21 protein-coding genes are annotated in these 26,264 nt (G+C 62.0%); 12 read left to right on the forward strand and 9 right to left on the reverse strand.

Annotation, left to right across the window (positions count from 1 at the left end; all coding sequences use genetic code 11):
• Nucleotides 1-20 precede the first annotated feature (20 nt).
• The 5 genes from ACQ4W6_RS08350 (at nucleotide 21) to bamC (ending at nucleotide 4,258) form a co-directional block, all read left to right on the forward strand.
• Nucleotides 21-644, forward strand: coding sequence for an L-threonylcarbamoyladenylate synthase (locus ACQ4W6_RS08350; RefSeq protein WP_436566717.1), 624 nt, complete (start codon nucleotides 21-23; stop codon nucleotides 642-644).
• Nucleotides 645-741: 97 nt separating this feature from the next.
• The gene (locus ACQ4W6_RS08355; protein ID WP_436566718.1) at nucleotides 742-1,419 is read left to right on the forward strand and encodes a site-2 protease family protein; all 678 of its coding nucleotides are present in this window, start codon (nucleotides 742-744) and stop codon (nucleotides 1,417-1,419) included.
• 41 nt (nucleotides 1,420-1,460) lie between these two features.
• Nucleotides 1,461-2,033: a class I SAM-dependent methyltransferase gene (locus tag ACQ4W6_RS08360; protein ID WP_436566719.1), complete on the forward strand. Its 573-nt coding sequence runs from the start codon at nucleotides 1,461-1,463 to the stop codon at nucleotides 2,031-2,033.
• Between the two features lie 84 nt (nucleotides 2,034-2,117).
• Entirely contained in the window at nucleotides 2,118-2,996 is an 879-nt protein-coding gene (dapA, locus tag ACQ4W6_RS08365) for a 4-hydroxy-tetrahydrodipicolinate synthase (RefSeq protein WP_436566720.1), read from the forward strand.
• Between the two features lie 68 nt (nucleotides 2,997-3,064).
• The gene (bamC, locus tag ACQ4W6_RS08370; RefSeq protein WP_436566721.1) at nucleotides 3,065-4,258 is read left to right on the forward strand and encodes an NlpB/DapX family lipoprotein; all 1,194 of its coding nucleotides are present in this window, start codon (nucleotides 3,065-3,067) and stop codon (nucleotides 4,256-4,258) included.
• A gap of 163 nt (nucleotides 4,259-4,421) precedes the next feature.
• Here bamC and ACQ4W6_RS08375 read toward each other — a convergent pair whose 3' ends face one another.
• A complete protein-coding gene (locus tag ACQ4W6_RS08375) occupies nucleotides 4,422-4,676 on the reverse strand; it encodes a hypothetical protein (RefSeq protein WP_436566722.1) in 255 nt (84 codons plus the stop codon).
• Between the two features lie 354 nt (nucleotides 4,677-5,030).
• Nucleotides 5,031-6,152 (reverse strand): ribosomal protein uL16 3-hydroxylase, encoded by a 1,122-nt coding sequence (locus tag ACQ4W6_RS08380; RefSeq protein ID WP_436566723.1) that lies wholly within the window; start codon nucleotides 6,150-6,152, stop codon nucleotides 5,031-5,033.
• Between the two features lie 93 nt (nucleotides 6,153-6,245).
• On the opposite strand from ACQ4W6_RS08380, the gene ACQ4W6_RS08385 reads away from it, so the two are divergent.
• Entirely contained in the window at nucleotides 6,246-6,794 is a 549-nt protein-coding gene (locus ACQ4W6_RS08385; RefSeq protein ID WP_436566724.1) for an FKBP-type peptidyl-prolyl cis-trans isomerase, read from the forward strand.
• A gap of 44 nt (nucleotides 6,795-6,838) precedes the next feature.
• Here the strand turns inward: ACQ4W6_RS08385 and ACQ4W6_RS08390 are convergent, their stop codons facing one another.
• From ACQ4W6_RS08390 to ACQ4W6_RS08405, 4 genes are all read right to left on the reverse strand, one after another.
• Nucleotides 6,839-7,891, reverse strand: coding sequence for a hypothetical protein (locus ACQ4W6_RS08390; RefSeq protein ID WP_436566725.1), 1,053 nt, complete (start codon nucleotides 7,889-7,891; stop codon nucleotides 6,839-6,841).
• Entirely contained in the window at nucleotides 7,888-10,587 is a 2,700-nt protein-coding gene (gene mutS, locus ACQ4W6_RS08395; protein ID WP_436566726.1) for a DNA mismatch repair protein MutS, read from the reverse strand. The genes ACQ4W6_RS08390 and mutS overlap by 4 nt, the downstream gene beginning before the upstream one ends.
• Nucleotides 10,588-10,962: 375 nt before the next feature.
• Nucleotides 10,963-11,508: a hypothetical protein gene (locus tag ACQ4W6_RS08400; RefSeq protein WP_436566727.1), complete on the reverse strand. Its 546-nt coding sequence runs from the start codon at nucleotides 11,506-11,508 to the stop codon at nucleotides 10,963-10,965.
• Nucleotides 11,509-11,525: 17 nt separating this feature from the next.
• The gene (locus ACQ4W6_RS08405) at nucleotides 11,526-13,745 is read right to left on the reverse strand and encodes a protein kinase domain-containing protein (protein ID WP_436566728.1); all 2,220 of its coding nucleotides are present in this window, start codon (nucleotides 13,743-13,745) and stop codon (nucleotides 11,526-11,528) included.
• A gap of 291 nt (nucleotides 13,746-14,036) precedes the next feature.
• On the opposite strand from ACQ4W6_RS08405, the gene tssF reads away from it, so the two are divergent.
• From tssF to ACQ4W6_RS08435, 6 genes are all read left to right on the forward strand, one after another.
• Nucleotides 14,037-15,878: a type VI secretion system baseplate subunit TssF gene (gene tssF, locus ACQ4W6_RS08410; protein ID WP_436566729.1), complete on the forward strand. Its 1,842-nt coding sequence runs from the start codon at nucleotides 14,037-14,039 to the stop codon at nucleotides 15,876-15,878.
• Nucleotides 15,839-16,867: a type VI secretion system baseplate subunit TssG gene (gene tssG, locus ACQ4W6_RS08415; protein WP_436566730.1), complete on the forward strand. Its 1,029-nt coding sequence runs from the start codon at nucleotides 15,839-15,841 to the stop codon at nucleotides 16,865-16,867. The genes tssF and tssG overlap by 40 nt, the downstream gene beginning before the upstream one ends.
• Before the next feature lie 48 nt (nucleotides 16,868-16,915).
• Entirely contained in the window at nucleotides 16,916-19,660 is a 2,745-nt protein-coding gene (locus tag ACQ4W6_RS08420; RefSeq protein ID WP_436566731.1) for a type VI secretion system Vgr family protein, read from the forward strand.
• Between the two features lie 23 nt (nucleotides 19,661-19,683).
• Nucleotides 19,684-21,930: a T6SS effector phospholipase Tle3 domain-containing protein gene (locus tag ACQ4W6_RS08425; protein WP_436566732.1), complete on the forward strand. Its 2,247-nt coding sequence runs from the start codon at nucleotides 19,684-19,686 to the stop codon at nucleotides 21,928-21,930.
• Between the two features lie 77 nt (nucleotides 21,931-22,007).
• The gene (locus ACQ4W6_RS08430) at nucleotides 22,008-23,351 is read left to right on the forward strand and encodes a hypothetical protein (RefSeq protein ID WP_436566733.1); all 1,344 of its coding nucleotides are present in this window, start codon (nucleotides 22,008-22,010) and stop codon (nucleotides 23,349-23,351) included.
• 22 nt (nucleotides 23,352-23,373) lie between these two features.
• Nucleotides 23,374-23,637, forward strand: coding sequence for a PAAR domain-containing protein (locus tag ACQ4W6_RS08435; protein WP_436566734.1), 264 nt, complete (start codon nucleotides 23,374-23,376; stop codon nucleotides 23,635-23,637).
• On the opposite strand, the gene ACQ4W6_RS08440 is transcribed toward ACQ4W6_RS08435, so the two are convergent.
• The 3 genes from ACQ4W6_RS08440 to ACQ4W6_RS08450 all read right to left on the reverse strand — a co-directional run bounded on the left by ACQ4W6_RS08440 (nucleotide 23,634) and on the right by ACQ4W6_RS08450 (nucleotide 26,254).
• A complete protein-coding gene (locus ACQ4W6_RS08440; RefSeq protein WP_436566735.1) occupies nucleotides 23,634-24,956 on the reverse strand; it encodes an aspartate aminotransferase family protein in 1,323 nt (440 codons plus the stop codon). The two genes, ACQ4W6_RS08435 and ACQ4W6_RS08440, sit on opposite strands and share 4 nt — an antisense overlap.
• 80 nt (nucleotides 24,957-25,036) lie before the next feature.
• Nucleotides 25,037-25,924, reverse strand: coding sequence for a MurR/RpiR family transcriptional regulator (locus tag ACQ4W6_RS08445; RefSeq protein ID WP_436566736.1), 888 nt, complete (start codon nucleotides 25,922-25,924; stop codon nucleotides 25,037-25,039).
• 63 nt (nucleotides 25,925-25,987) lie between these two features.
• The gene (locus tag ACQ4W6_RS08450; RefSeq protein ID WP_436566737.1) at nucleotides 25,988-26,254 is read right to left on the reverse strand and encodes a hypothetical protein; all 267 of its coding nucleotides are present in this window, start codon (nucleotides 26,252-26,254) and stop codon (nucleotides 25,988-25,990) included.
• Nucleotides 26,255-26,264: the final 10 nt, after the last annotated feature.

Consider the following 26,264-nt stretch of genomic DNA (forward strand, 5'->3'; position numbering starts at 1 on the left):
TAATTAAGACCGATTAAACCATGAGTCAATTTTTCCAGATTCACCCGGACAATCCGCAATTGCGCCTGATCAAGCAAGCGGTGCAGATCCTCCAGTCCGGCGGCGTGGTGGCCTTGCCCACCGATTCCTGCTACGCGCTGGTCTGCCAGCTGGACGACAAGGGCGCCGTCGAGCGCCTGCGCCGCATCCGTGGCGTGGATGAAAAGCATCACCTGACCTTGCTGTGCCGAGACTTGAGCGAGCTGGGCGTGTATGCCCGCGTCGACAACCGCCAGTTCCGCCTGCTCAAGGCGGCCACCCCGGGTGCCTACACCTTCATCCTGGAAGCGACCAAGGAAGTGCCGCGCCGCCTCAGCCATCCTTCGCGCAAGACCATCGGCCTGCGCGTGCCGCAGCACCGCATCGTGCAAAGCCTGCTGGAAGAACTGGGCCAGCCGCTGCTGGGCGCGACCCTGACCTTGCCCGGCGACGAAGACAGCCTGACGGACGCCGACACCATCCGCGAGCGCCTGGAAAAGCTGGTCGACCTGATCATCGATGGCGGCGTCTGCGCGCATGGCCCCAGCACGGTGATCGACCTGACGGGCTTTGACCCCGAAGTGGTACGCGTGGGGCGGGGCGACCCGGCCGTGCTGGGCTTGTAGGCGGCGGGGTGGTGGGCCATCTTTACCTGTCCGTATTTACCTATCTTTAATGGCAACATAAGAAAGTGCCCGGGACGCCTCTGGTAGAATCGCGGTCATGAGCGATTTCAATACGATAGTCCAAACCGTTGCGGTGTACCTGGTACCAGTGCTTTTTGCCATTTCCCTGCATGAGGCGGCGCACGGCTACGCCGCCCGCTACTTCGGTGATCCCACCGCCTCGAACGAGGGCCGGCTGAGCATCAATCCCCTGCGGCATATCGATCCTTTCGGCACGATATTGCTGCCCTTGATACTGTATTTCACGATCCAGGTGCCATTTGGCTATGCCAAGCCGGTGCCCGTCGACTTCGGCCGCCTGCGCAATCCGAAGAAACAGATGGCCTGGGTGGCGTTCGCCGGCCCTGGCGCCAATTTCGTCATGGGCTTTGCCTGGATGATCGCCTTCGTCGTGCTCAGCGTCATGCCGCCGACGGAAATTGGCATGTTTTTGCGCAAGATGGCCGGCGCCGGCGTCAGCGTCAATGCGGCCATGTTCGTCTTCAACCTGATTCCCGTGCCGCCGCTCGATGGCGGACGCATCGTCACAGGCCTGTTGCCGATGAGCCTGGCGCGTCCCTACGCCAGCATCGAGCGTTACGGCATGTACGTGTTTGGCGCGCTGGTGCTGCTGATGTACACGGGCATCTTGAACCGCGTGCTGCTGGCGGCGATCGAATTCGTCATTGGTATTTTTGTCACGCTGGTCACTCCCCTGACCGCGCTATTGACTTGATGTCCGTAACTGATGCCCGCAAATAACTGATGGAAGCACCGATGCAAGTGACTGAACAAGTAGTAGAGATGGAAACGATATCGGGCTGGGTACGCCGCTGGGCACCTTTGATACCTGGCGGTGAAGTGCTGGACCTGGCCTGCGGCAGTGGCCGCCATGCGCGCCACCTGGTAAGTCTGGGCCACCCGGTGATCGCGCTCGACCATGATCCGGAAATGCTGGAAAAGGCAGCCGGTCCCGGCATCGATACCTCGCTGGTGGACCTGGAGGCGCCGGGCGCCGTGTGGCCGTTCGCGGCGGGGCGCTTTGCCGGCATCGTCGTCACCAATTATCTGCATCGCCCGCTGCTCGAAGCCATGCTCGCCAGCCTGGCGCCCGATGGCGTGCTGCTGTATGAAACGTTTGCCGAAGGCAATGAACAGTTCGGCAAGCCGTCGAACCCGAAATTCCTGCTGAAGGAAGGCGAAATGCTGGCCTGGGCGCTCGATCACGGCTTGCGCGTGGTAGCGTATGAAGATGGGCGCGTGGAACAGCCAAAAGCTGCTCTGGTGCAACGAATTTGCGCCGTCCGGTCAGATTTTCCACGGCTGGCAGCCTTGCTGCCAGCGTTTTGAGCGGGCTTTCTAAGTCAGAATGCACCACAGGCGCGGGCTATCCGCTACAATCGTTGTTTTATTTATCGGCGCTATAAACTTACTATGATCAAGGGCAGCATTGTAGCAATCGTCACCCCGATGCACGCGGACGGCAGTCTGGACTTTTCAGGTCTGCGCAAGCTGATCGACTGGCATATCGCCGAGGGTACGGACGGCATCGTCATCGTTGGCACCACGGGCGAATCGGCAACAGTGAGCGTGGAAGAGCACTGCGAACTGATCCAGTTGACCGTCGAACATGCCAAGGGACGCATTCCTATCATCGCCGGCGCCGGTGGCAACTCCACGGCCGAAGCCATCAAGCTGACGCGCTATGCGAAAGACGCGGGCGCAGATGCTGTCTTGCAAGTAGTGCCGTACTACAACCGTCCTACCCAGGAAGGCATGTACCGGCACTTCAAGGCCATCGCCGAAGCCGTCGACATTCCCGTCATCCTGTACAACGTACCGGGCCGCACCGTTGCCGACATGAGCAACGAGACCATCGTGCGCCTGTCGGCCATCCCGAATATTATTGGCGTGAAAGATGCGACGGGCAATATTGGCCGCGGCATCGATTTGCTGCGCCTGGTCCCGGCCGACTTCGCCGTCTACTCGGGCGATGATCCGACCGCCATGGCGCTGATGTTCTGCGGCGGCCACGGCAATATCTCCGTCACCGCCAACGTCGCGCCGCGCGCCATGCACGAGCTGTGCGTTGCTGCCATGGCGGGCGAGCTTGCCACGGCCATTGCCATCAATAACAAAGTTTTCCCCCTGCACCAGAAATTGTTTGTCGAGCCCAACCCGGTGCCCGTCAAATGGGCGCTGGCCGAAATGGGCCTGATGCCGGCCGGCATACGCTTGCCACTGGTGCCGCTGGCTGATAATTGCCATGCCACTGTGCGTGACGCCTTGCGCGACGCCGGCCTCTTGCCTTAAGCACGGACTTGACCAGTCCGTACCTTCCCTGATTTCAGCTGCTACTTAGCTTCTTATCCAGTTACGACATGACTAATTGCAAGAAAACCAAACCGGCGCCTGCCACCATCGCCGTTCGCGGCATCGTCATCGGCGCCGTCGCAGCCAGCCTCGCGGGCTGCGGCATGATCAGTTCGGTAGTCGGTGGTGACAAGGTCGACTACAAGTCGGTCAAGAAAGCCAGCACCCTGGACGTACCGCCTGACCTGACGCAATTGCAACAGGACAACCGCTATTCCCTGCCGGATGCGAAAAACGGCGTGGCCACGGCTTCCGGCTACAACGCCCAGCGTAATGCAGCGGCAGGTACGCCTGTCGTCGTGGGCGCCGACGGCGTGGTGGGCGTGGTGCCGGTCGCGGCAGGCGGCGTCAAGGTCGAGCGCGCGGGCAACCAGCGCTGGCTGGTGGTCAAGCAGTCGCCTGAAGTGCTGTGGCCGCAGCTGAAGCAGTTCTGGGAAGATTCCGGCTTCACCATCGCCATCGACCAGCCAACGGCTGGCATCCTGGAAACCGAGTGGAACGAGAACCGCGCCAAGTTGCCGCAAGACTTTATCCGCAACACCATCGGCAAGGCTTTCGATTCGATGTACTCGACGGGCGAGAAAGACAAGTTCCGTACCCGCGTGGAACGCCTGGCCGATGGCTCGACCGAGATCTACATCAGCCACCGTGGCGTGGAAGAGGTCGTCACTGGCCGCGACAAGGAAACCACCACCTGGACCGCGCGTCCCAACGATCCTGGCCTGGAAGCGCAATTCCTGGCCAAGTTGATGACGCGCCTGGGCGCGGCCAGCGACGATGCGCAAGCGAAGACGGCCGTTGACGCCGCCATCGTGCAGCCGCTGCACGCCAAGCTGGTGGGCGACGCCGCCACGCCGGCGCGCGCCATCGAAGTCGATGAAGGTTTCGACCGCGCCTGGCGCCGTGTCGGCTTGGCGCTGGACCGCGTCGGCTTCACCGTGGAAGACCGTGACCGCACGCAAGGCACCTACTTTGTGCGCTACGTCGATCCGGATGCGGTCAAGAAAGACGGTTTCTTCTCGAAACTGTTCAGTTGGGGTTCGTCGTCCGACAAGGATAAGGAAGCACAGCGCTACCGCGTCCTGGTCAAGGCCGGCAATGGCTCGACCAGCCTGGTCAGCATCCTCAGCAACGAAGGCAAGCCCGATGCCTCGCCAGTGGCCGAGAAGATCCTGGGTCTGCTGAACGAGCAGTTGAAATAAGGTGCATCGAGTGGCAGGTGAAAAACCTGCCGCGCAATAAAGAAAGGCTGGCCCGGGAAACTAGGTCAGCCTTTTTTAATGTTCGCCGTTTATCCTGTGGATAAAGTTGCGGACGTGAAAAAGCCGGCCCGAAGGCCGGCTTTTCTTAGTGCAGGGTGCTAAATTACTTAGCAGCCGATGCAGCAGCCGAAGCGGCAGCAGCAGCGTCGGTAGCAGCCGAAGCAGCGCTCGAAGCAGCAGCAGCAGCGTCGGTAGCGGCCGAAGCAGCAGCGTCAGCAGCAGCAGCTGGAGCAGCTTCAACTGCTGGTGCTGCAGCTGGGGTTTCAACTACTGGTGCTGGTGCAGGAGCTTCTTCTTTTTTGCTGCAAGCAGCCAGAGCAACAACCATCAGGGAGGCGATCAGCAGGGATTTTTTCATTTGTTTTCCTTAATTATTTCAAAAATTAAATCAATATTGTTGCGATGAATAATTACCGGTAATTATCGCTCGTTAGGTCGTCTTCGAAGGCTTTTCGTACCAGGTGGTGCCTGCCAGACAACGGAAACTTCCTAACCGAATATTATAGCGATTTTTGGTGCATCGCAATAGGAGCAAGAGGCAAAATCGCAACTATTTTGTGATATCGCAATAATAGCCGAGGCAAATTGCAAGCAAGTGTAAGTGTTTTGCGAAAGCACGACAAAACGATATAAAAATAATATGTTTTATTGCGCTAGCGCAGATATGCATTTATTTCTTGCGCTACTACCACTTTTGCTGCGACGCGCTAACTTAAGCCAGTTCGAGCCAGCCATCCTGATACCAGGTATACAACGCATCCATCACGTCATCCGAGGCCTGGGCGACGGCGGCGCCGTCGAGCGCGCGTTCGTTGGCCAGGGTTTCCAGGGCCGCTTTGTCGGCCCTGCCGATGGCAAACGATTCGCCATTGATGAAGACATTCTTGCCACGATACAGCATTAAGCTCTTGCGCGACAACACCACACCCTTCTTCTGTGCGGCGTCCGCGAAGCGGCCCACCGTCAGGGGCTTCGACAGCGGCGTAAAGAACACATTGTGCTTCGGTTCCGACAGGTGTTCACCGAGGAAGATGGTGACGTCTTCTTCGGTGAAGCGCACCTTGTTCATTTCTTCCGTGATGGTGCTGAGCATGTCAAGCGGGATTTCGGCCGGCTTGGCGGAGGCTTTCAATTCCGCATCGCTGTAGATGCCCGGCAGGTCGATCGAGTCGGCCATGAATTGCAAGAAGGCTTCGCCCAGTTCCTGGAACGATGGCGAACGAAAACCGATCGAATACGTCTGGCAGTCGCCGATGGCCACGCCGTCGTGCGCGTAGTGGGGCGGCAGGTACAGCATGTCGCCCGGTTCGAGCGTGAATTCTTCGTCGGGCGTGAAGTTGCTGAGGATTTTCAGCGGCAAGCCGTCGATCAGGCTGAGGTCTTTCTGCGCGCCGATGCGCCAGTGGCGCTTGCCCTGGCCTTGCAGCAGGAACACGTCGTAGGAATCGAAATGCGGGCCCACGCCGCCGCCATCGGTGGCGAAGCTGACCATCAGGTCGTCCAGGCGCGCATCCGGCAGGAAGCGGAACTGGCGCAGCAGTTCGTCGGCCTTGGCGCTGTGCAGGTTGGCGCCCTGCACCAGCAAGGTCCATTCCTTCTGTTTCAGCGATGGCAGGCTGCTTAACGGACCTTGCTGCATGTTCCAGTGGCCGTCGGCATGGCTGACCAGGCGCGATTCAACGTGGTCCAGCGTGGCCAGCTCGGCCAGGGCCTTGAAGTCGAACACCGCCTTGAAGCCGGGTACGGCTTGACGGATCAGCAAGGGTTTTTTATGCCAGTAGTCGCGCAGGAATTGCGCTGGCGTGATATCGCCGAGGAGAGTTAATTTTTTCATGCGCCCATTATAACAACCGGAAATGCAGGAATGCGCCTGTCGTTGGCGGCGTGAAGGTATAATTTGCCAGCTTATACAATGAAAGGAAGCATAATGAAGATTGCCAAAAATACGGTCGTGACTGTCAACTACAAACTGTCAGACGCGCAAGACAATCTGATCGAAGACGGTCGCCAGCCGATGGTCTACCTGCATGGTGATTATGAAAACACCCTGCCAAAGATCGAAGAAGAGCTCGACGGCAAGGAAGTTGGCTATTCCAACACGATCCAGATCGAACCGGATGATGCTTTCGGTGAATACGATCCAGCTCTGGTCAAGGTAGAGCCGCGCAATCGCCTGCCTGATCCACTGGAAGTGGGCATGCAGTTCGAAGGCATGCCGGAAAGCGATTCGCCGGACGAAGAAGCGATGATCTTCACGGTCACCGATATCGCCGACGACAAAGTCGTGCTCGATGGCAACCATCCACTGGCCGGCATCGCGCTGCGCTTTTCGCTGACCGTCGCTGACGTACGCGAAGCCACCGACGAAGAAATCGCCCATGGCCACGTGCATGGCGCACACGGCCATGACCATGGCGACGACGATGGTGATGAAGGTGACGAGGGCGATCACTTCCGCACCCATCCCATCCATTAAGATGGTCTGACCCAGGCCGGCTCGCGCCGGCCTGTCCACATGGCTTAACGGCGCACGGTCGAGGCCTTGGCCTTGGCTTGCGTGGAGGGCCTGCTGGCCCGTTGACGTACTTCAAACAAAGGCGTCTTGCCGGGACGTACGGCGATGGCGGCCCAGTCGCTGGCGATGCTGACGTGGCCCAGGTTGCCTTTCCAGCTGATTTTCGGCCCGCCCGCCCGGGCAGCGGCCTTTTTTGTCTTGCCTTCTTTCCCCTCCGCCTCGCTGTCGCTGTGCGTGTCGACCAGCAAGACCTTGCCGCCAAATTTCTTGGCCAGGGTGCGGATTTGCTTGCGCGGCCCTACAAAACCATCCTGCTTCGAGCTGAAACTGGGCAGCAGCGAATTGTCGTCTTCGTCCAGCACGCCCACGTCGCCATCGGAAAACAGCACGATGCCGTCGAGCTTCTTGCGCTGCGCCATGGCGAACAGGCGTTGCAGCCAGGAACGGTTGGCCACCAGCCGGTCTTCGAATTCGCTGTTGCGTCCCGCTTCTGGCAGGAAATGGTTGTTGTTCGCCGGCAGGTTCACGGTGGCAAACAGCACGCCGCCGTATTCCCAATGGGCATTTTCCGCATAGCTGCGGAACTTTGCCGTCGATGACAGCCGCGACAGGGTCAGCTGGTGCTGGCCCAGGCTCTGGTCGTCGGCAAAATACACGTCGCGCAAGCGGTTCAGGCGCTCGATGGCGTTGACCCTACCGCGTGAATTGCGGCAGTTGGCCCAGTCGCTGGCCGACAGCGAGACGATCAGCGGCGGATCGCTGGCGTCCAGCAAATCCTTGCGCTGGCCATACAGCTTGTCGCTGCACGATTCGCTGGCCGCCTTGATGCCCGTCGCCACGACGAAGGCGGCATTGAAGGCACTCGTCTCGGCGATGGCTTTTTTCAAGGGCGCATCGTCCGGTCCTGCCTTGAAGGAGTGGCCCAGCACGGCAAATTCAAAACCGGCCTGCTCGCCGGAGGCGGCAGGTGCGGCAGTGGCTACTTGCCACTGCAGGCTGGCGGCCAGCAGGGCGGCCACCAGCAGAGGCAAGCGGGCGATGCTGCGCCAGTTGGTCATGCGGCAGCCAGCCGTTTCAACTGATACAGCTGTTCCAGGGCGTCGCGGGGCGTGAGGGCATCGGGATCGAGATCGGCAATCGCGTCGAGCAAGGCTTGCTGCGCCGCGTTCAGCGCTGCCAGCGGCGCTGCCGGCTCTTCTTCCTCTTGCGCATACGGATCGTTTGATTGCAGCGCGAACAGGTCGCGTTGCGGCGTGGCATCGAGCGCCTGCGCTTCCAGGCGCGCCAGGTGCTTGCGCGCGGCCTTGATTACCGGCTGCGGCACGCCCGCCAGTTGCGCTACCTGTAAACCATAGCTTTGCGAGGCAGGGCCGGGTTGCACGGCGTGCAGGAAGACGATGCTGTCCTTGTGCTCGACGGCCGACAGATGCACGTTGGCGGCGCTCGGGTGACTGTCCGGCAATTGCGTCAGCTCAAAGTAGTGGGTGGCAAACAGGGTGAAACTACGGCTGGTGTCGATCAGATGGCGCGCGATGGCCCACGCCAGGGCCAGACCGTCGAAGGTCGAGGTGCCGCGGCCCACTTCATCCATCAGCACCAGCGAGTGCTCGGTGGCGCCGTTGAGGATGGCCGCCGACTCCGTCATTTCCACCATGAAGGTCGAGCGGCCGCCCGCCAGGTCGTCGGTGGCGCCGATGCGCGTGAAGATGCGGTCGATGGGGCCGATGGTGGCGCTGGTGGCCGGCACGTAGCTGCCCACGTAGGCCAGCAAGGTGATCAGGGCCACCTGGCGCATGAAAGTCGATTTACCGCCCATGTTCGGACCGGTAATGAGCAGCAAACGGCGTTCATTGACGAGGCGGCAATCGTTGGCGATGAAGCGCTCGATCTGCTTTTCCACCACCGGGTGGCGGCCTTCGACGATGTTGATGCAGGGCTCGTCGACCAGTTGCGGCGCGGCCCAGTTGTGCTGCTGCGCATGTTCGGTCAGCGCATTGAGGGTGTCGAGCTGGGCCAGGCCCTGCGAAATCGTCTGCAGGGTGCCGATGTGCGGCGCCAGCTCGGCCAGCAGCAGGTCGTACAGCAGCTTTTCGCGCACCAGGGCTTTATCCTGCGCCGACAGGGCCTTGTCTTCGAACACCTTCAGTTCGGGCGTGATGTAGCGCTCGGCGTTTTTCAGGGTCTGGCGGCGGCGATAGTCGTCCGGCACTTTGTCCGTCTGGCCGTGCGTGACTTCAATGTAGAAGCCGTGCACCTTGTTGTATTCGACGCGCAGGTTGGCGATGCCGGTGCGGGCCCGTTCGCGCGTTTCCAGGTCGAGCAGGAACTGGCCTGCGTTTTCCGACAGCGCGCGCAGTTCATCGAGTTCGGCGTCAAAGCCGCGCGCGAAGACGCCGCCGTCGCGCACCATGGCCGCCGGTTCCGGCGCCACGGCGCGTACCAGCAAGTCCAGGCAGGCAACAGGCGTTGCCAGGGCCGTGTGGATGGCGGCCAGCAAGCCGGTTTCGCCGCCCTGGCCGCCTTGACCAGGGCCATAGCAACGCACCACGTCGCCGCGCAGGGCCGGCAGTTGCAGCAAGCCGTCGCGCAGGGCTGCCAAGTCGCGCGGGCGCGCCGACAGCAGCGCGATGCGCGTCGTGATGCGTTCGATATCGGGCACTTGCGCCAGCGTGGCGGCCAGCGGGCCGGCCGCTTCGCTTTGCGCCAGCGCGGCAATGGCTTCATGGCGCGCGCGGGCCACGTTCTGGTCGCGCCGCGCATGGTGCAGCCAATGGCGCAGCATGCGCGAACCCATGGCCGTGCGGCAATGGTCCAGCAGGGAAAACAAGGTCGGCGATTCCTGGCCGCGGATGGTTTCCGTCAGCTCCAGGTTGCGTCGCGTGGCCGCGTCCAGGCCGATGAATTCGCTTTCTGTTTCCGTGATCAAAGAGCGCACGTGCTGCAAGCCGCGCCCCTGCGTCGATAGCGCATAGCGCAGCAGCGCGCCGGCCGCGCCGAACGCGGCGCCCAGGCCATCGGCGCCGAAACCCGTCAAGGTCGCCACGCCCAGCTGGTCGAGCAGGGCCTTGTGGCCGCCCACCACGTCGAAATGCCAGTCCGGCACGCGGTTGATATGCGTGCCCGCGTAATCGTCAAACAGGCTGCCATTGTCGCCGCTGAGGATCTCGGCCGGCACGATGCGCTCTAACTCCTGCTGCAAACGCGCCGCCACGGTGGCGCTGTCGCCGGAAAATTCCATCAGCTTCAGCGCGCCGCTGGCCAGCGACAGCCAGGCCAGGCCCATGGTGACCGTCTTGCGCTGCGTGATGCTGCACAGGGCCAGCAGCGGGCGCTCGGCCTTTTCTGGCAGCAAGTCGGCATCCGTCAGCGTGCCCGGCGTGACCACGCGCATGACCTTGCGCTCGACCGGACCCTTGCTGGTGGCCGGATCGCCGATCTGCTCGCAAATGGCCACCGACTCGCCCAGCTTGACCAGCTTGGCCAGGTAGCCGTCGAGCGAATGGAACGGCACGCCGCACATCTTGATTGGGTTGCCGCTCGCCACGCCGCGCGCCGTCAAGGTAATGCCCAGCAAGCGCGAGGCCTTCTCCGCATCCTCGAAAAACAGCTCGTAGAAATCCCCCATGCGGTAGAAGACCAGCATGGTCGGGTGATTTTCCTTGATGCCAAGATATTGGACCATCATGGGCGTGAGCTTTTCAGGCGTATTTTTCTTTGCCGCAGCGGCGTTGATTTCTTTTGGGACGGTGGTCATGTGTTCTTTGTCGTTGGTCCGGCGGCAGGGAGAGGCATGCCTGCCGGGCTGTGTGTGGTGCTGTGCGCGCTCAAGGTCCGCGTGGAACGCGGCTTGAGTCCAAGGCCGTCATTTTACCGCTTTCGGCAGTCGGGGCGACGTATTGCGTGCGGATGTGGAAAAGCCGCGCCGGAGGATAGGGGCGTGGCTCGGAAGTATCATGTTGACTATGGGCCGCAGGGTTAATCGCATCATCAGGGGCAAGTCTGTTGAATGACCTAACGATATCTGCTTTTGACGCGGCGGTACATGCTCAATGAAGGAGCTTGAGGCACAGATCGTGTCTGAATGGCAAAACTGACCCTAGATCCCTAGATCCCTAGATCCTGGATCCCATTACATGGTGCCCAAGCCAGTGGCGCCGCCGACCGAGCCTTCTGGGTCGAATGCAAAGACGCGCAGTTCGGGTTGGCGGTGTTCGCCACGCAGGATGCGCACCGTCATGACGAACGAGATTTCCCAGCGACCATTTGTGTGGCCCACGTCCAGGGTATGCTTCCATTGCTGGCAGATGCTGCGCAGGTCGGGCAGGGCCATGTCTTGCGGCAACAGTTCGGAGACGAAATCGAGCTTAATAGGATAGGTTGCGCCTACCGCTTGCAGGAACGGCGATGGTGGAGAGTACACGGTGGGCACGCCGGCACCCATCTGTGTCACTTGCGGTACGCTGATGATGCAGCAGTCAATGATCTGAAACGAGGTGTAACCGCTAGTTTTCGTACCGCAACCGGTCACTTCCAGATAGACGTGCTGGCCTTGCTGAAAATGCACGCTGCCCATGTATTTGCCATGGCGGGGATCGGCTGTGCCATCGCACGAGGTGAATGCATAGTCGAGTTGGCTGCTCGTCTGGTCTGCGTCAAAATGTACGGACAGCTTCATCCAAGGTTTTTCGTACGTCATTTTTTTGCAGTTCTTTCTATATTAATAAGAATTTGTTGATAGCGAGAGTCTCGCCGCAATGTCAACAGATCGGGTGCGGATTCGATCAGGTTGAGGGGATAGCCGCGCTTGAGTGCTTCGGACAGCTCGACTAGCGCCTGGCCGCGATTGCCGATCAGCTCATGAGTCAATGCCGCCCGGAAGCGCAGGTCGGGCAATTCGGGTGCCAGGGTGATCGCCTGCCGGATACGTTCCAGCGCTTCCTGTTTTAGGCCCGCATAGGCGGCATACAGTGCCATGCGCGAATGGACGGTGGGATCGTTGGGCAGGCGCTGTAGCGATGGCTTGAGTAAGGAGATGGCGCGCTGGTATGAGGCGCGCGAGGCCTCGGCCTTGCCCGGGACCCAGCGTTGGGCATCGGCCAGATTGGCCCAGAGTAGATAGTTGCGGGGGCTGCCTTTGTTTTCCGATACGGCATCCTCGAACGCTTTCACTGCGCCCAGGTAATCACCTTTGTTAAACAGTGAGGTGCCTAAATTGGTGTACAACTCCCAGTGGGGGTGCACTTGCAAGCCCTGTTGCAACACTTGCAGCGCCTCGTCGGTACGCCCCTGGCGTAGCAGCGCCTGATTCAGGTACGCGTAGGAGGTGACGGCACGCGGATCCATGCTGATGCTTTTGCGGAAAGCCTGCTCTGCGCCGTGGTAGTCGCCTTGCTGGAAGCGCATGGCGCCTTGCAGCGTATTGAGAATTCTCTCCTGCGGATACATTTGCATGGCCTGCACCAGCACGGCGGCGGCCAAGTCGAATTTCTTGGCCTTCATCAGCAGGCGAATCTTGCCATACATGCCCATGATGTTTTTTGGATCCAGGTTCAGCGCGGCCGTGGCCGCTTGCAAGGCAGCATCCTGCTTGTTCTGGAGTTCCAGCACCCACGATTGTGCAACGTGAGCCAAGGCGAGCTGGCTGTCTGATGCCATGGCCTGCCGGGCGCTCGCATCGGCGCGCTGCAGCCATGTTTCGTCGCGGCCGTCGCCCAGATAACGCAAGGTCGAGGCTAGCGATAAGCCGGCCGCCGCCGCTGCGTTGGCCGGATTGTGCGCGAGCACGGCGGTGAAATGCCTGATTGCCATTTCCTGGTTCGTATCCTGGTCGAAATCGCGCAAGGCCTGCATGCCCGCTTGCATGGAGGCGGACTCGGAATAGGGCGTGACGCTAGCGTGTTCACGCAGGGATATGACCAGGGCAGGCCCTTGCCAGGCAGCTAGCGTCAGCGTGACGACGGCGCCCAGCGTCAGCACGGCGCGCTTGAGCGGCACCTGCAGTCGGATGGCAATCGACGCAGGTAGCTTGGCGGGTTTGACTTCCGCGGCCTGCGCAGCTGCCGGCGCCGAAGGTGCGCGCTGCGCATCAATCGCCTCGCGCACATCGCGCATGGTGCGTGGCCGCTGGGCCGGGTCGTGCGCCGTCATCGCGCGCACCAGGGCGTCGATGGCGGGCGGCACGGTTTCCGGCAGGGCGGGCCACGGCTGCGTCGCCTGCATGTGGGCGGCGGCCAGGGCCAGACCATTCAGGTGGGCGAAGTGGCGCTGGCCGGCCAGCATTTCGTACAGCATGGCGCCCAGCGCATACACGTCGCCGCGCGTGTCGGGCAGGCGGCCCATCAGGCGCTCGGGCGCCATGTAGGCAATCGTCCCCTGCAAGTCGCACAGGGTAGTCGTTTGCGTGGCTTGCGGGTCGATATGGCGCGCCAGGCCGAAATCGAGAATGCGCACCTTGCCGTCCGCTTCGAGCATCAGGTTCGACGGTTTCAGGTCGCCGTGTACCAGGTCCATGGCGTGCGCCTCGTCCATGGCGTCGGCGATCTGGTAGCCGATGCCGAGCGCGGCTGGCAGGTCAGCCTTGCCGCCGTGCATGAATTGCCCCAGGGTCTGCCCTTCGACCAGTTCCATGACGATGGACTGGCCCGTGCCCCGGCCCTCGATGGAAAAGATGCGCACGAAGGCGGCATGCCGCAGCGAGGCGGCCAGGCGCGCTTCATTGATGAGTTTTTCCGGATGCAGCACATCGGCTTGCGGTTTCAGGCGTTTCAGCGCCACGCTGCGGCACAGCTTGGCATCCCAGGCTTCGAATACATGGCCGAAACCGCCTTCGCCCAGCAAGCGGCGCACTTCATAGTGCTCGCTGATATTGTCGTCTTGCAGCGGGGGCTGACGCAGGGAGTCGAGCAGTTCCATATACCTTGGCTTCAGAGTGCATCAACGCGCGCATCAAGCATCAAGTAGCGGATGTGTTTGTATGCGCAAGATGATTGATTTTGAGTAACTTCCTGATTTAAAACGATTGTTTCGAATAAGTCAATTAATATTGACAAAGAATGAACAAAAATTGCGCTGAAAGTGCCTGCGTGGCATTGCTCGTTGACGCATGTGTGCAATGTTGTTCAAGCTCAATTTTCGTTTTCCTGGCTACGCAATAATGCAGACGGGGCTTTACCGGCATGTGCGGATCAGGCAATGGAGGCTGGCATGGACGATTTGCTACAGTACTACGAGCGTGAATTGGGCACCTTGCATGCGCACAATCAGGCATTTGCCCGGCGCTATCCGGCCATCGCCGCCGCGTTAGGTAGCCTGGGTGGTGACATGGGCGATCCGCACGACCCGCATCTGGCGCGCATGTTGCAGGCCTTTGCGATGTTCAATGCGCGCACCGCCAAGCGGCTCGCTGATGGCTTCGGCGCATTCAGCGAAACCTTGTTGGAAGTCAATTTCCCCCATTATTTGCGCCCGTTTCCTGCCTGCGCTATCGCGCGCATCGATAACGACGCTGCTACGCTGACAGAGGTGGCCATCATTCCGCGTGGGACGGTCATGCATGCTGCGGAGTATCAGGGCGTGGCCTGCAAGTTCACCACTGCGTATGACGTCGCCGTGGCGCCGCTGCGCCTGCTTGATGTGCGCTTCTTGCCCATCGTGGCGGCGCCGAGTGCATTACGCCTTGCGCCGGGTCTGGGGGCGGCGATCAGCATCACGCTCGAAGCGACCGGTGCCACGCAAACACTGGCCGCCATTACGCTGCCGGCGCTGCGCCTGTTCCTCGATGGCGAGCCCGCGTTTTGCGCTACCTTGCGCGACAGCCTGTTCATGCGCGCGCGTGCTGCCTATGTGGAAGTCGATGGCATATGGCACGCACTGGACGCGGTGCCCGTGTACCCGGCCGGCTTTGCCCCCGAAGACGCGTTGATACCGGCCGGGGCTGTCTCGCATCCCGCCTACCGCCTGCTGGGCGAATGGTTTGCCTTTGCGGATAAATTCAACTTCATCGACCTCGACCTGGCTGCGCTGGGGCCGCATCTTCCCCTTGCTTGCCGGCGTTGCACCGTGCACCTGCTGCTGGCTGACCTGCATGCCGATTCGGATGTCGCGCGCATCTTGCGGCCCTTGTCTGCCAGGCATCTTCTGCCTGGCTGCACGCCCGTCGTCAATCTGTTTCGCCAGGCGGCCAATCCCATCAGCCTGACGCAAACGAGCGCCGATCATGTGCTGCTGCCATCGGTCCGGCAAGCGCACTTGTACGATATCCATAGCGTCGAGAGTGTGCATGTCCTGAGTGAAACGGCGCACGGCAGCGCGCTCGATGCATTTCACCCGTTTTACTCGATGCGCCATGGCGAGGCGGGTGGGCGCCAGGGCCGCTACTGGGTCACGCGGCGCGACGAGAACATGGCGCTGAGCCATCCCGGCTACGACATGCGCATCGCCTTTGTCGACGGCGCCATGCAGCCGCTGCACGATGCGACGCAAACGGTATCGATCATGCTGACCTGTAGCAACCGCGACTTGCCAAGCCGCCTGGTATTCGGTAGTGCCGCAGGCGACCTGCACCATGATGGCGTGGCCAGCGCCTTGCCCGTGCGCCTGCTGCGCAAGCCGAGCGCGGCCTGCCGTTTCCCTGCCGGTGCCGCTTCGCACTGGCGGCTGATCGCGCAATTGTCCCTGAACCACCAGTCGCTGACTGAGCAGGGCTTGCCGCTTTTCAAGCAAATACTGGAACTGTACAACTTGCCGGGCTCGGCCAGCGCCGCGCGCCAGATCGCGGGCGTTACCGGACTGCGCCAGCGCGCCGCCAGTACCTGGCTGCATGATGCAGCGGGCGGCAGTCTGGTGTTCGGTATCGACGTCATGCTGTCCGTCGATGAAGACGCCTTTGTTGGCAGCGGTTTGCATGCCTTTGCCCAGGTCATCGAACGTTTTCTCGGGCTGTACGTGCACCTGGGAACGTTTACCCGCCTGATTGTCTTGTCGCACAAAAATGGAAAGGAGCTGCTGTGCTGCCTACCGCGCAATGGAAGCCAGACGCTGGTGTAGTCGCGCGCCTGCTGGCTGACCCGTCCGGCACCGATTTCCTTCAAGCGGTGCGCTTGCTGTCGGTCTGGCTGATGCAACAGGGCATGTCACAGGAGCAGGTATTTCGGGATTGCCTGCGTTTGCATGGCAGCGCGTCGCTGTCGTTTGCCACGGGTGAAATCGAAAAACTGTGGTTGGAGCCGGTGGGAGACGGCGACAGGCAAGTGCATGTACAGGCGGCCATGACCGGCTTTTTGGGCGTGCACGGCACCTTGCCGCTGCATTACACGGAAATGATCGCCCGTTACGAGCGGCAGACGGGCGATGGCGGTCCGCGTGCCTGGCTCAATACGCTGTCGCATCGGGCGCTGGCCCTGTTTTATCAGGCCTGGGCCCGCTATCGCATCGAATGCCAGGCGGATGCCGACGGCGGCGATTTCCTGCACTTGCAACTGGCCCTGGCGGGCGCGTGGCCTGCCGAGATGGCACGGCAGGCGGACGGCTTGCCGGCACATGTGCTGGCTCATTACGCAGCCTTGCTGCGCCACCGGCCGGTGGCGGCCGAGGTGATGCAGGCAGTGCTGGCAGACTATTTCGGCGTGCCGGTGCAACTGCAGCGCTTTATTGGCACCTGGTTCCGGCGCGCGCCGCAAGAGCGTACCTTGCTCGCCACCGGGCATGCCCGGCTGGGATACGGCGCCATGCTGGGCGAGCGCTGCCGGCGCGCCGACTTGCGCGTGCGCCTGATTCTGGGGCCGCTGGCCCGCCATGTGTACGCAGACTTTTTGCCTGGCCGGCCCGGTGCGCTGGCCTTGCGGCACATGCTGGGCCTGTTCGGCTTGCCCGGCGTGAGCTTCGAGATAAGGCTGGTGCTGCGCCGGGAAGATGTCCGCACCTGCGTACTGGGCATGGGGGCCTGCCTGACCGAGGATGCCTTTCTGGACGGCAAGCTATCCGCGCATGATCGTGATGACATGCATTACGACATCCGTTTCGATGGTTCCGCCTGAGACTGCCGTGAATGATGTGCCCCGATGAATGCTGGAAGGGAGAAAACCATGGAAGACTTCGCACAATGGCTGGCCGTAGACAAGGCCTTGACTGCCAGCAATCGCCCCTTGCGCCTGCGCCTCGCTTATCCGGAGGGCCTCAATGAGGATGTCTTGCTGCCACAGCGTATCAGCGGCAACGAGGCCATTTGCGGCGGCATTGAATACCGCATTCTGTGCGTGGCCACAGAGGTGCAACTGCCGCTGAAACAATTCATCGCCATACCGGCCGAATTGCAGATCGTGACCGACCGGGGGCAGCTGCGCAAGGTCTGCGGCATCGTCGCCGAAGCTTGTGCGGGGCAGAGCGATGGCGGCCTGGCGACGTATCAACTGGTGCTGCGCGACGGCCTGGCCGTGATGGAAAAACGCATCAATACGCGCGTGTTTCGCAATAAACATGAACTGCAGATCGTCCAGATCCTGCTCGACGAATGGCGCCAGGGCAATAGCGTGCTGGCCGCCAGTCTGCACCTGGCCATCGATCCGGCGCTGGCGGCGCGCACCTTGCCCACGCGCGATTTCACGATGCAGCACAATGAATCCGATGCCGCCTTTCTGCGCCGCCTGCTCAAGCGCCGCGGCATTGCCTGGTGTTTCCAGGCGGGGAGCGCGGCAAGCGGGAATGCGGCAGCAAGCCCTGTACATACCCTGCTGCTGTTCGACGATGCCGGCCGCCTGAGCGAGAACGCGGCTGGCATGGTGCGCTATCACCGCGCCGATGCGACCGAGGAAAGCGATACGGTGACGGCCTGGAGCGCCGTGCGCCGTTTGCAGCCAGGAAAGAGCGCGCGCTACAGCTGGGATCACGGCCACCCGCACAGCCCGCAATTCATGGCTACGCAGTCCTATGGCGGTGTGGATCAGGGGAGCAATGGCAATCGCCTGGCAGCCAGCCTCGATGACTATAGCGTGGAGACGCCGCTGGCCGGCGCCTGCAACGACGATCTGCGCCAACTGGGCCAGCTGGCGATGACGCGCCATGACCTGGAGAGCAAGTGTTTCCAGGGTGAAAGCTGTGTGCGTGACTTTTGTGCGGGCCAGTGGTTCAGCCTGGACGGGCATGCCGAGATCGACAGTCATCCTGCCGCAGAGCGTTGCTTCGTCATCACGGCCTTGAGCGTAGCGGCCAGCAACAACTTGCCGACAGGACTCGATGCCAGAGTCGAGCGCCTGTTTGCGCAAAGCGGCTGGCAGTGTGATGCGGTCCCGGCACGGCAGACGGCCACCGATGGCCAGTCTACCTTGCGCTACCGCAACCGTTTTACCTGTGTCCGGCGCGGCACGCAGATTGTCCCCGGCTTTGACCCGCGCAGTGATTTACCCGTTGTCCGCCTGCAAAGCGCGCTGGTCGTGGGCCCTGCTGGCGAAGAAGTGCATTGCGATGGCTTGGGGCGGGTCAAGGTACGTTTCGGCGCCACGCGGGCACCAGACCATGCGCATGCCAACGGCTCAGGCGCTTCCGATACGGAGCGCGATTCGGCGTGGATACGCGTGGCGTCGAGCTGGGCTGGCAATGGACCGGGACCGGGCCAGCAGTGCGGCAGCGTGACCTTGCCGCGCATCGGCGCGGAAGTGCTGATCGACTTCGTTGGCGGCGACCCGGACCGGCCCATCATCATCGGCCAGCTGTACAACGCCGTGGGCGTGCCGCCAGGGCTGAGCCGGGCTGGCGCCTTGCCGGGCAACCGTTATTTGTCCGGCATGCGCAGCCGCGAAGTGCGGGGCGGGCGCGGCAACCAGCTGTGCTTTGACGATACGCCAGCGCAAATCAGCGTCCAGCTGGCCAGCGACCAGGCGGCTACGCAATTGAACCTGGGCTATCTGACGCAGCCGCGCAGCGATGGCGCAGGCCAGCAACGCGGCGACGGTTTTGAATTGCGCAGCGACGCCAGCGGCAGCTTGCGCACGGCCCGTTCGCTGTTGCTCTCGGCATGGAAACGGCTCGATGCCAGCGGCAAGCAGCTTGACAGCAGCGAGCATGCGGCCGTGATGACGGAGTGCCTGGAATTGTTTGCTTCGCTGGGCGAGTTTGCCGCCCAGCACCAGGCGCTGGCGCTGGACGCCGCTGGCGGCAAGGCGCTGCAAGCGGCCATCGCCGCCGACAAACCGGCCATCAGCATCACTGCACCCGATGGCGTGGCGCTGAGCACGCCCAAGACCATCACCAGCCATGCCGGTGAAAACATCGACCTGGTGGCCCAGCAGCATCTGCAACTGAGCGCGGCGCAGCGTTGCAACGTGAACGCGGGTAAGGGCATCTCCTTGTTCGCGCACAAGGATGGCATCGTGCAGGTGGCCCACTTTGGCAAGTTCCTGCTGCAAAGCCAGCACGATCTGATACAGGCCGATGCGGCCAAGGAAATCCGCCTGACGGCCGGCACGCGCCTGGTCGGCATGGCGCAAGACGAGATCACCTTCATGACGTCGGGCGGAGCATACCTGAAACTGTCGGGCGGCGCGGTGGAGCTGGGTGGGCCGGGTGCGCTGACGGTCAAGACCGATGGCCATCACTGGAGTGGCCCGGGCAGTTTGAAGGCGGAACTGCCGACCTTCAGCGAAGGCGACCTTGGCCGCACGCCGCGCATGCTGCGCCCGACCGACGGCCTGCCCGTCGAAGGCGTGGAAGTGCATATCGAGCGCGAAGGCGGCAGCCCCGTGACGGGCGCGAGTGGCGCCGATGGGCGCGGACCAAAAGTGCTCAGCGATCACCTGCAAAGACTGAAAGGCTTTTTTTTCCTGCGCCGTCCCTGAACCCGCATATTGGAGAACACAGCATGATGTTTGATCCACACCCGCCACTGTGTGACGATCCCACAATCGACATCCTCGGCCAATTTTCTTGCAGCGCCAATTATTCGCATAGCGACAAGGTCGGGCTGCAGCAACTGCCGCTGCCCGGTATCATCATCTTTGTGCACGGCGTCAATTCCGATGGCGAGTGGTACGCGGCGGCAGAGGAAGGCTTGTGCAGCGGCCTCAATGAGCGCCTCAAGCGTTCCTGCGAGCACATGCTGCACCGTGGCGTGGAGGGTGGTGAACTACAGCCCGTCAATTACGGCGCAGAAATCACAGACCAAGGTTTTCTCAACCCGGAGATGTCGGCCGACACCCTGATCGGCGATGCCGGCAGCTTTTCGCCCGTGATCCGCTTTCGCTGGGGCTACAAGGCCAGCGGAGAAGAATTGCAGAAGTACGGCAGGGGCATCTACCTGAATGAGGAAGATTACTGGGGCGGTGGCCCGTTCGCCAATGGCTGCAGCGCGCTGGCCGACTTATGGAAGGAAGGTCTGAGCGAGGATCTGTTCTTGTGGAACAAGATCCAGCACATGAATCCTTTCCCGGAACGACAAGTGTACAGCTGCCCGCCGCGCGCGTATTTCGTGCTGGCCGCCTGGCGCCTGGCCAAGCTGGTCGAAGCCATCCGCCAGCAGCAGGCCGATGTGCCCATCTCCATCGTCTGCCACAGCCAGGGCACCATGGTGGCGATGGCGGCGGCCTTTCTTGGCGCGCGCTTGCCCGCAGTGCAAGCGATGGCCTGCGTGGCCGATAACTATGTCATCTGCAATTCACCATACAGCTTGGCGGAACGCAACAGCGCCGAAAACTGGGTCGGCGGCAATCTGCGCGGCACTGACGGCAGCACGGGCAGGGTGACGGTGCAGGCGCGAATCGAAACGTTAAAAAATTTCTTCGATATCATCCGCCAGCAGGCTAGCCTGGGTGGGGCGCGGACAGATGAGGAAATCGATCGATGGATGGCCAATACGCAGCATGGGTTTTCCGCCGCCACCGACCGCGAGCGCTACGGCATCGCCGGCTCTGCGCGCGGCGGCAAGAAATCGTCGTATGGCAGGGTGACCATCTATTGCAATCCGCACGACGTGGTGGTGTCGTCCATCGCCATCCAGGGCATGGGCTGGCGCGGCCTGTCAGGATCGCTCTGCAAAGACAGCAAGCATGGCGGTGAGCTGGCCGCTACCAATGCCGAAGGCGTTTGCGTGCAGCGCGTGTTTGCGCAAGGTTTTGAGGTGGGCAAGCAAGGCACGTACCACTACTGGGAAGATCACTGGCGCAAGCCCGCGCCGGGCGGCAAGGACTTCTGGTTTCCAGCCCAGAAATATGCAAGCTATTCGGTCAGGCAGGGCGTCGAGGCGAGTCAGAATGGCTTTGCCATGCTGCTCACCGTGACGACGGCGCCCTTGTTTATCGTGGCCACCGGCATGGCCAAACGCCCTGCCAATGCCTCGCCCGACGACGACTGGAAAATCGAATTGAGCGCGCCCGATCTGGTGCCGCCATTCACGCCGCAATCCCTGCGTTTCGGCGACATCAGCGACAAATTTGACGAAGGCTACGATCCGCCCGGCGAATCGCGCCAGGCTGGCGCGCAGCGCGCCCCTGGCGACGACTATTTTGCGGACCATGAGATTCCACCTGGCGGCCTGCAAGGCCAGGAAGGCAAGCGCGAAGCCGCAAGGATGGACAGCGCCAAAGGTACCGCCGACGACGAGGCTCGCCTGAAATTCGAGCAGCGCGCAGTGATACGCGCGCAAGCCATCCGGGAAGGAAAAAGCCCCGCCGGCCAAAAAGTGCAGCAGGAAATGCGCCATGCCACGCCTGACGCCGACTACCTGCTATGGCGCGGCACGCGCGTAAAGGAAATGATGGCCGACCAGGTCGGCAGCTACGCCACCGACCATTCCAGCATCTTGAGCAACCCCATGCACGCGCGCTGCGCGCTGACGTACGACGTGCCGGTGGGGGTATGCCGCATCAAGCCGGAAGCGCTGCGCAAGCTGAGGGTGGCGGCGGATTGGCGGTTGTTGGAGTGGGTGGGGGATGATAGTTCTGCAATCGAATTCCTGGAATATTTTAATAAAGGAGAACTTCGTCAACAAGCTATTGCTGCTTGGGTGATGCAGTCCGACTGCGAGGTTGGCATGCCGAATTTAATCATCGACAAGCGTGAAAATCCGCGACCGGACGCTCGGCTTACGTCGGGCGAAATGGCGCATGGGTAGTGCCATACCGATTGATTTCCCCTTTTGCATTATTAAGAATGTTACTCAAAAGCCGTTCCCATCATGGAGATTCTCGCATGTTGAAATCTTTTTTTTTGTATGCATTGCTTGTATTTTTGGCGTTAATTTTTCTGACGGCCTGCGCGCGTCTTCGTTCATCGTCGGCTACACCGGAAAATGCCATTGCCGCGCCACTTGACACTGTCAAGCGACCGTATATGGCCCAAGTGGTCGCCGTCCAATGGCTCAACCCTTTGCAACGGCGGGATTACCCGACGCAATGGCAATTGTTGTGGACTTTGGGACTGGTGCAGCCAAATTTTGGCGATGATATGGTCAAGGAAAATCCTGGAAAGTATTCTAGGTTGCAGGCTGTTTCTCCGGTCGCCGGGGGCAATGAAGGTGAGGAAACGTTTCGAGGTTATCATCGGAAGTATATTCGGAAGGTAATGAATTTATTACGTAGCCCGTATTTTTCGGATCCTGAATATTTTTACAATGTCCACTCAGCCAAGGACAGGTCGCGCTGGCGTGAGTTGGCTGGCATCCATGTTGAATATGCCATTCCTGAAGGAAAGCTTGATCTCGCGGACGCGACGAATTTTGTGCGCGAATACATTGGTGATACGTTTGATATCGGCAACCCCAATTTCCCCACCCTCTGGACACGTTCCACACCACCCGACGTTCATCTGACCATGGGCGGCCCCAACGCAGGTTTTACCTCTTTAAAAGCCGCCCTCGACTACTTGCAAAATCATCCGAAAGAAACCGTGTGGGTCATGAACTGGGATGCGCCCAGCCGGCCCAAGGACAGGCAGATCAATGAGAACCTGGTGCTGCTGGTGCTGGCCGGCCCCGAGTACAAGACGGAGCGCGCGCCGCTGGCCTGGCTGGGCTATCCCAGCAGCAAGTCGGTGACAGAGTTTGAAGCGAAGAAGGGCGAACCGCCGCGCCTGGTACAGGCGTGGACGGCCGCCATCGAGGATGCCGCCGGCAAGGCGGGCAAGCTCGATACCGAGATCGGCTATGTGATCCACGACGCGGGTAACACGCATCCAGACACGTCCGACCGGATCGGCGCGCTGGCGCAGACCCTGACGATGCAGGTGCCGGAATTCGATTTTTTAAAGCAAAGTTTCAACATGCCGGCCCTGCTGGGCGAGACGGGCGCCGGCACGGCCTTGACGAATGTGGCGCTGGGCATCGCCTACGCGCATCACTTCGGCAAGCCCGTGCTGGTAGCCGGCACCAGCGACCTGGCCGCGCCGGTGGCGCTGGTGGTGGCGCCGCCTGCTGTGGTGCGGCCGATCAAGTTTGATCAGCCGTGGTTCCGCGCGCGCGGCGGTAACCATGCGTATCTGCCATGGTGGGGCTTGCGCCACGACGCGCGGGAATATTATCAGGGGTTTTCTCAATGAAGCAGGGTGAAAGGAGGCGGGCATGCGTGGCGTGATCCGATTGAATGACCCCACCAGCCATGGCGGCAAGGTCACTGGGGCGGCGCCGAACAGCACGGTGCTGGGCGTGGCCGTGGCGCGCAAGGGCGATGCTTGCGTCTGTCCGATAAAAGGCCATGTGCGCTGCGTGATCGCCGAGGGCGATCCGCAGGTGCTGATCGATGGCGTTCCCGTAGCCTTTGACGGTCACAAGACCAGCTGCGGCGCCAGCCTGATATCCACGGTGGGGAAAAGCGGGCGCAGCTAGCCTGCGCAGGTATCGATGGCCGTGCCCAGCTTGTCGACGATCTCGTCGACGTGGCTGGCGTCGATGATGTAGGGCGGGGCCAGCAGCACATGGTCGCCATGCAGGCCGTCGATGGTGCCGCCCATGGGGTAGCACATCAGCCCGGCTTGCATGGCGTGCGCCTTGATGCGCGCGTGCAGGCGGCGGGCCGGGTCGAACGGTTGCTTGCTGGCGCGCTCCTGCACCAGTTCCAGCCCCAGGAACAGGCCGCGGCCGCGGATGTCGCCCACATGCGGATGAGCATCGAAACGCTGGTGCAGGCGCTGTTGCAGCAAGGCGCCCATGGCGCGCACGTTGGCGAGCAGATCGCGCTCCTCGATTTGCTGCTGCACGGCCAGCGCGCCAGCGCAGGCGGTGGCGTGGCCGATATACGTGTGGCCGTGCTGGAAGAAGCCCGTGCCGGTGCGCAGTGTGTCGCGGATGTCCCTGGACACCATCACGGCGCCGATGGGCTGGTAGCCGGCGCCCAGGCCCTTGGCGATGCAGATCAGGTCGGCCGTGATGCCTTCCTGCTCGCAGGCGAACAGGCTGCCCGTGCGCCCCATGCCGCACATGACTTCATCGAGGATCAGGAGGATGCCGTGGCGCTGGCAGATGTCGCGCATGCGCCGGAAGTAGCCGGCGACGGCGGGCAGGGCGCCGGCAGTGGCGCCGACGACGGGTTCGGCGATGAAGGCCATGACGTTTTCCGCGCCCAGTGCGGCGATGTTGTCTTCCAGCTCCTGGCCCAGGCGCGCCACGTAGTCGCCATCTGTTTCATGCGCTTGCTGCTCGCGGTAAGCGTAGCAGGGAGCAACATGGGTGACGTCCATCAGTAGCGGTTCGAACTGCTGGCGGCGCCAGGCGTTGCCGCCCGTGGCCAGCGCGCCCAGGGTGTTGCCGTGATAGCTCTGGCGGCGCGCGATGACGTGGCGGCGCTGCGGCTGGCCCCGCTCGACGCAATATTGGCGCGCCAGTTTCAGCGCGCTTTCCACCGCTTCCGAGCCACCCGAGACGAAATACACGCTGTCGATGCCGTTTGGCGCGCGGGCGACGAGAAAGTCGGCCAGCGCTTCCATCGGCGCGCTGGTGAAGAACGCGCTGTGCGCGTAAGCCATCGTTGCAATTTGTTGTTGCACGGCGGTGATCACGGCCGCATCCGAATGGCCCAGGCAGGATACGGCGGCGCCGCCGCAGGCGTCCAGGTAGCGCTTGCCGTCGGCATCGATCAGGTAGGGGCCGTCGCCACCGACGGCGACACGATAGCTGGCGCTCAGGCTGCGGTGGAAGACATGGCTCATGGCATCGCTTTCTTATCGGCAAGGGGATGGCCGATTATAGGATGCGTTACGCCACAATGCAACGATTGATGTATTTGTTATTAATTTACATCATTTGATGTTTTTACGTAGGCGCCCAGCGCCCGCAATTGCTTTTCCGCCGCGCCGATGGCCTGCACGGCATCCGTTCCTGCGCGCGCCACCAGCAGTTCCACCAGGCTTTCCACGGCGGCGATGCCGGCCACGATGGAAGGAAAGAACGAAGGGCTGTCGACGGCGATGACGATGCTGGCGTCGGCCTGCAGGGCCAGCGGCGAGATGGCGCTGTCGCTGATGGCAACTACCTGGCAGCCGGCCTGGCGCGCCGCCTGCGCCACCAGCAGCGCTTCGCTGGAATATGGCGCGAAACTGACGACAACCACGGCTTCGCCTGCCTGCAGGGCGCGCAAGTCCATCTCCAGGGTGCCACTCTGGCCGCTCAGCAACTGCACGCTGGGGCGCAGCAAACGGTACAAGTAGTGCAGGGTGTAGGCGATGGGGTGCGCGGCGCGAAAGCCGGCCACGTGCACGCGCGGCGCTGCTTGCAGCAGGCTGGCGGCTGCATCCAGGGCGGCGTGGTTGGCGCTTTCCGTGGCGGCCAGGTTGCGCTGCTGCACCATAAACATTTCGGTGACCAGCTTGCCCTCTTTGCCGGCCAGCGCGCCCGCCTTTTCCGCATAGCCGGCCGGCCCGGCGCGCAAGCGCTCGACAAAAATGGCTTTCAGTTCGGGCCAGCCGGCAAAGCCCAGCTGCTGCGCCAGGCGCACCAGCGCGGCCGACTGCACCTGGGCCCGCGTGGCGATGCTGCGCATCGACGAGACGGCCACCTCGTCCGGATGGTCGGCCAGGTAGCGCGCGCCGGCCTGGAATTGCGGGCTCAGTTCGGTAAAGCGCGCCTTGATCAGGGCCATCAATGCCGCATGGGGGTCGTGGGGTGTTGCTGCCTGCATCGCCGTGCCTCAAATCAATAGGTTGCGGCGATGGTACAGGATTCCTCAGCGCACCGGTAGCGGCTAGCCCTGCGCCAGCGCGCCCGTGCGCGGACGCAGGCGGGCAAACAAATGCGGCCCGGCCGGCTGCCGGCGCGGCCCCGTGGCCAGCACGCGCAAGGCGGTCGCCAGCGGCACCTCCTGGCAATGCAGGAGCAGGGCGGCGGCGCCCGTGCCGGCCATTTCCTGCAAGGCCAGCGCATGCTCGACCAGCGCCGCCGTGCGCATGTCGAGCCGCACGGGGATGTCGGGCTGGAATAGTTGTGCATCGACGTGCCGTGCATCGCGCATATGGATACCG

It is taken from the genome of Janthinobacterium woesei (assembly GCF_051380875.1).
Classification (GTDB): domain Bacteria; phylum Pseudomonadota; class Gammaproteobacteria; order Burkholderiales; family Burkholderiaceae_D; genus Janthinobacterium.

Coding starts and splice junctions, on each gene's coding strand:
- ACQ4W6_RS08350 (WP_436566717.1), top strand. CDS start 21: ATGAGTCAATTTTTCCAGATTCACCCGGACAATCCGCAATTGCGCCTG.
- ACQ4W6_RS08355 (WP_436566718.1), top strand. CDS start 742: ATGAGCGATTTCAATACGATAGTCCAAACCGTTGCGGTGTACCTGGTA.
- ACQ4W6_RS08360 (WP_436566719.1), top strand. CDS start 1,461: ATGCAAGTGACTGAACAAGTAGTAGAGATGGAAACGATATCGGGCTGG.
- dapA (WP_436566720.1), top strand. CDS start 2,118: ATGATCAAGGGCAGCATTGTAGCAATCGTCACCCCGATGCACGCGGAC.
- bamC (WP_436566721.1), top strand. CDS start 3,065: ATGACTAATTGCAAGAAAACCAAACCGGCGCCTGCCACCATCGCCGTT.
- ACQ4W6_RS08375 (WP_436566722.1), bottom strand. CDS start 4,676: ATGAAAAAATCCCTGCTGATCGCCTCCCTGATGGTTGTTGCTCTGGCT.
- ACQ4W6_RS08380 (WP_436566723.1), bottom strand. CDS start 6,152: ATGAAAAAATTAACTCTCCTCGGCGATATCACGCCAGCGCAATTCCTG.
- ACQ4W6_RS08385 (WP_436566724.1), top strand. CDS start 6,246: ATGAAGATTGCCAAAAATACGGTCGTGACTGTCAACTACAAACTGTCA.
- ACQ4W6_RS08390 (WP_436566725.1), bottom strand. CDS start 7,891: ATGACCAACTGGCGCAGCATCGCCCGCTTGCCTCTGCTGGTGGCCGCC.
- mutS (WP_436566726.1), bottom strand. CDS start 10,587: ATGACCACCGTCCCAAAAGAAATCAACGCCGCTGCGGCAAAGAAAAAT.
- ACQ4W6_RS08400 (WP_436566727.1), bottom strand. CDS start 11,508: ATGAAGCTGTCCGTACATTTTGACGCAGACCAGACGAGCAGCCAACTC.
- ACQ4W6_RS08405 (WP_436566728.1), bottom strand. CDS start 13,745: ATGGAACTGCTCGACTCCCTGCGTCAGCCCCCGCTGCAAGACGACAAT.
- tssF (WP_436566729.1), top strand. CDS start 14,037: ATGGACGATTTGCTACAGTACTACGAGCGTGAATTGGGCACCTTGCAT.
- ACQ4W6_RS08420 (WP_436566731.1), top strand. CDS start 16,916: ATGGAAGACTTCGCACAATGGCTGGCCGTAGACAAGGCCTTGACTGCC.
- ACQ4W6_RS08425 (WP_436566732.1), top strand. CDS start 19,684: ATGATGTTTGATCCACACCCGCCACTGTGTGACGATCCCACAATCGAC.
- ACQ4W6_RS08430 (WP_436566733.1), top strand. CDS start 22,008: ATGTTGAAATCTTTTTTTTTGTATGCATTGCTTGTATTTTTGGCGTTA.
- ACQ4W6_RS08435 (WP_436566734.1), top strand. CDS start 23,374: ATGCGTGGCGTGATCCGATTGAATGACCCCACCAGCCATGGCGGCAAG.
- ACQ4W6_RS08440 (WP_436566735.1), bottom strand. CDS start 24,956: ATGAGCCATGTCTTCCACCGCAGCCTGAGCGCCAGCTATCGTGTCGCC.
- ACQ4W6_RS08445 (WP_436566736.1), bottom strand. CDS start 25,924: ATGCAGGCAGCAACACCCCACGACCCCCATGCGGCATTGATGGCCCTG.
- ACQ4W6_RS08450 (WP_436566737.1), bottom strand. CDS start 26,254: ATGCGCGATGCACGGCACGTCGATGCACAACTATTCCAGCCCGACATC.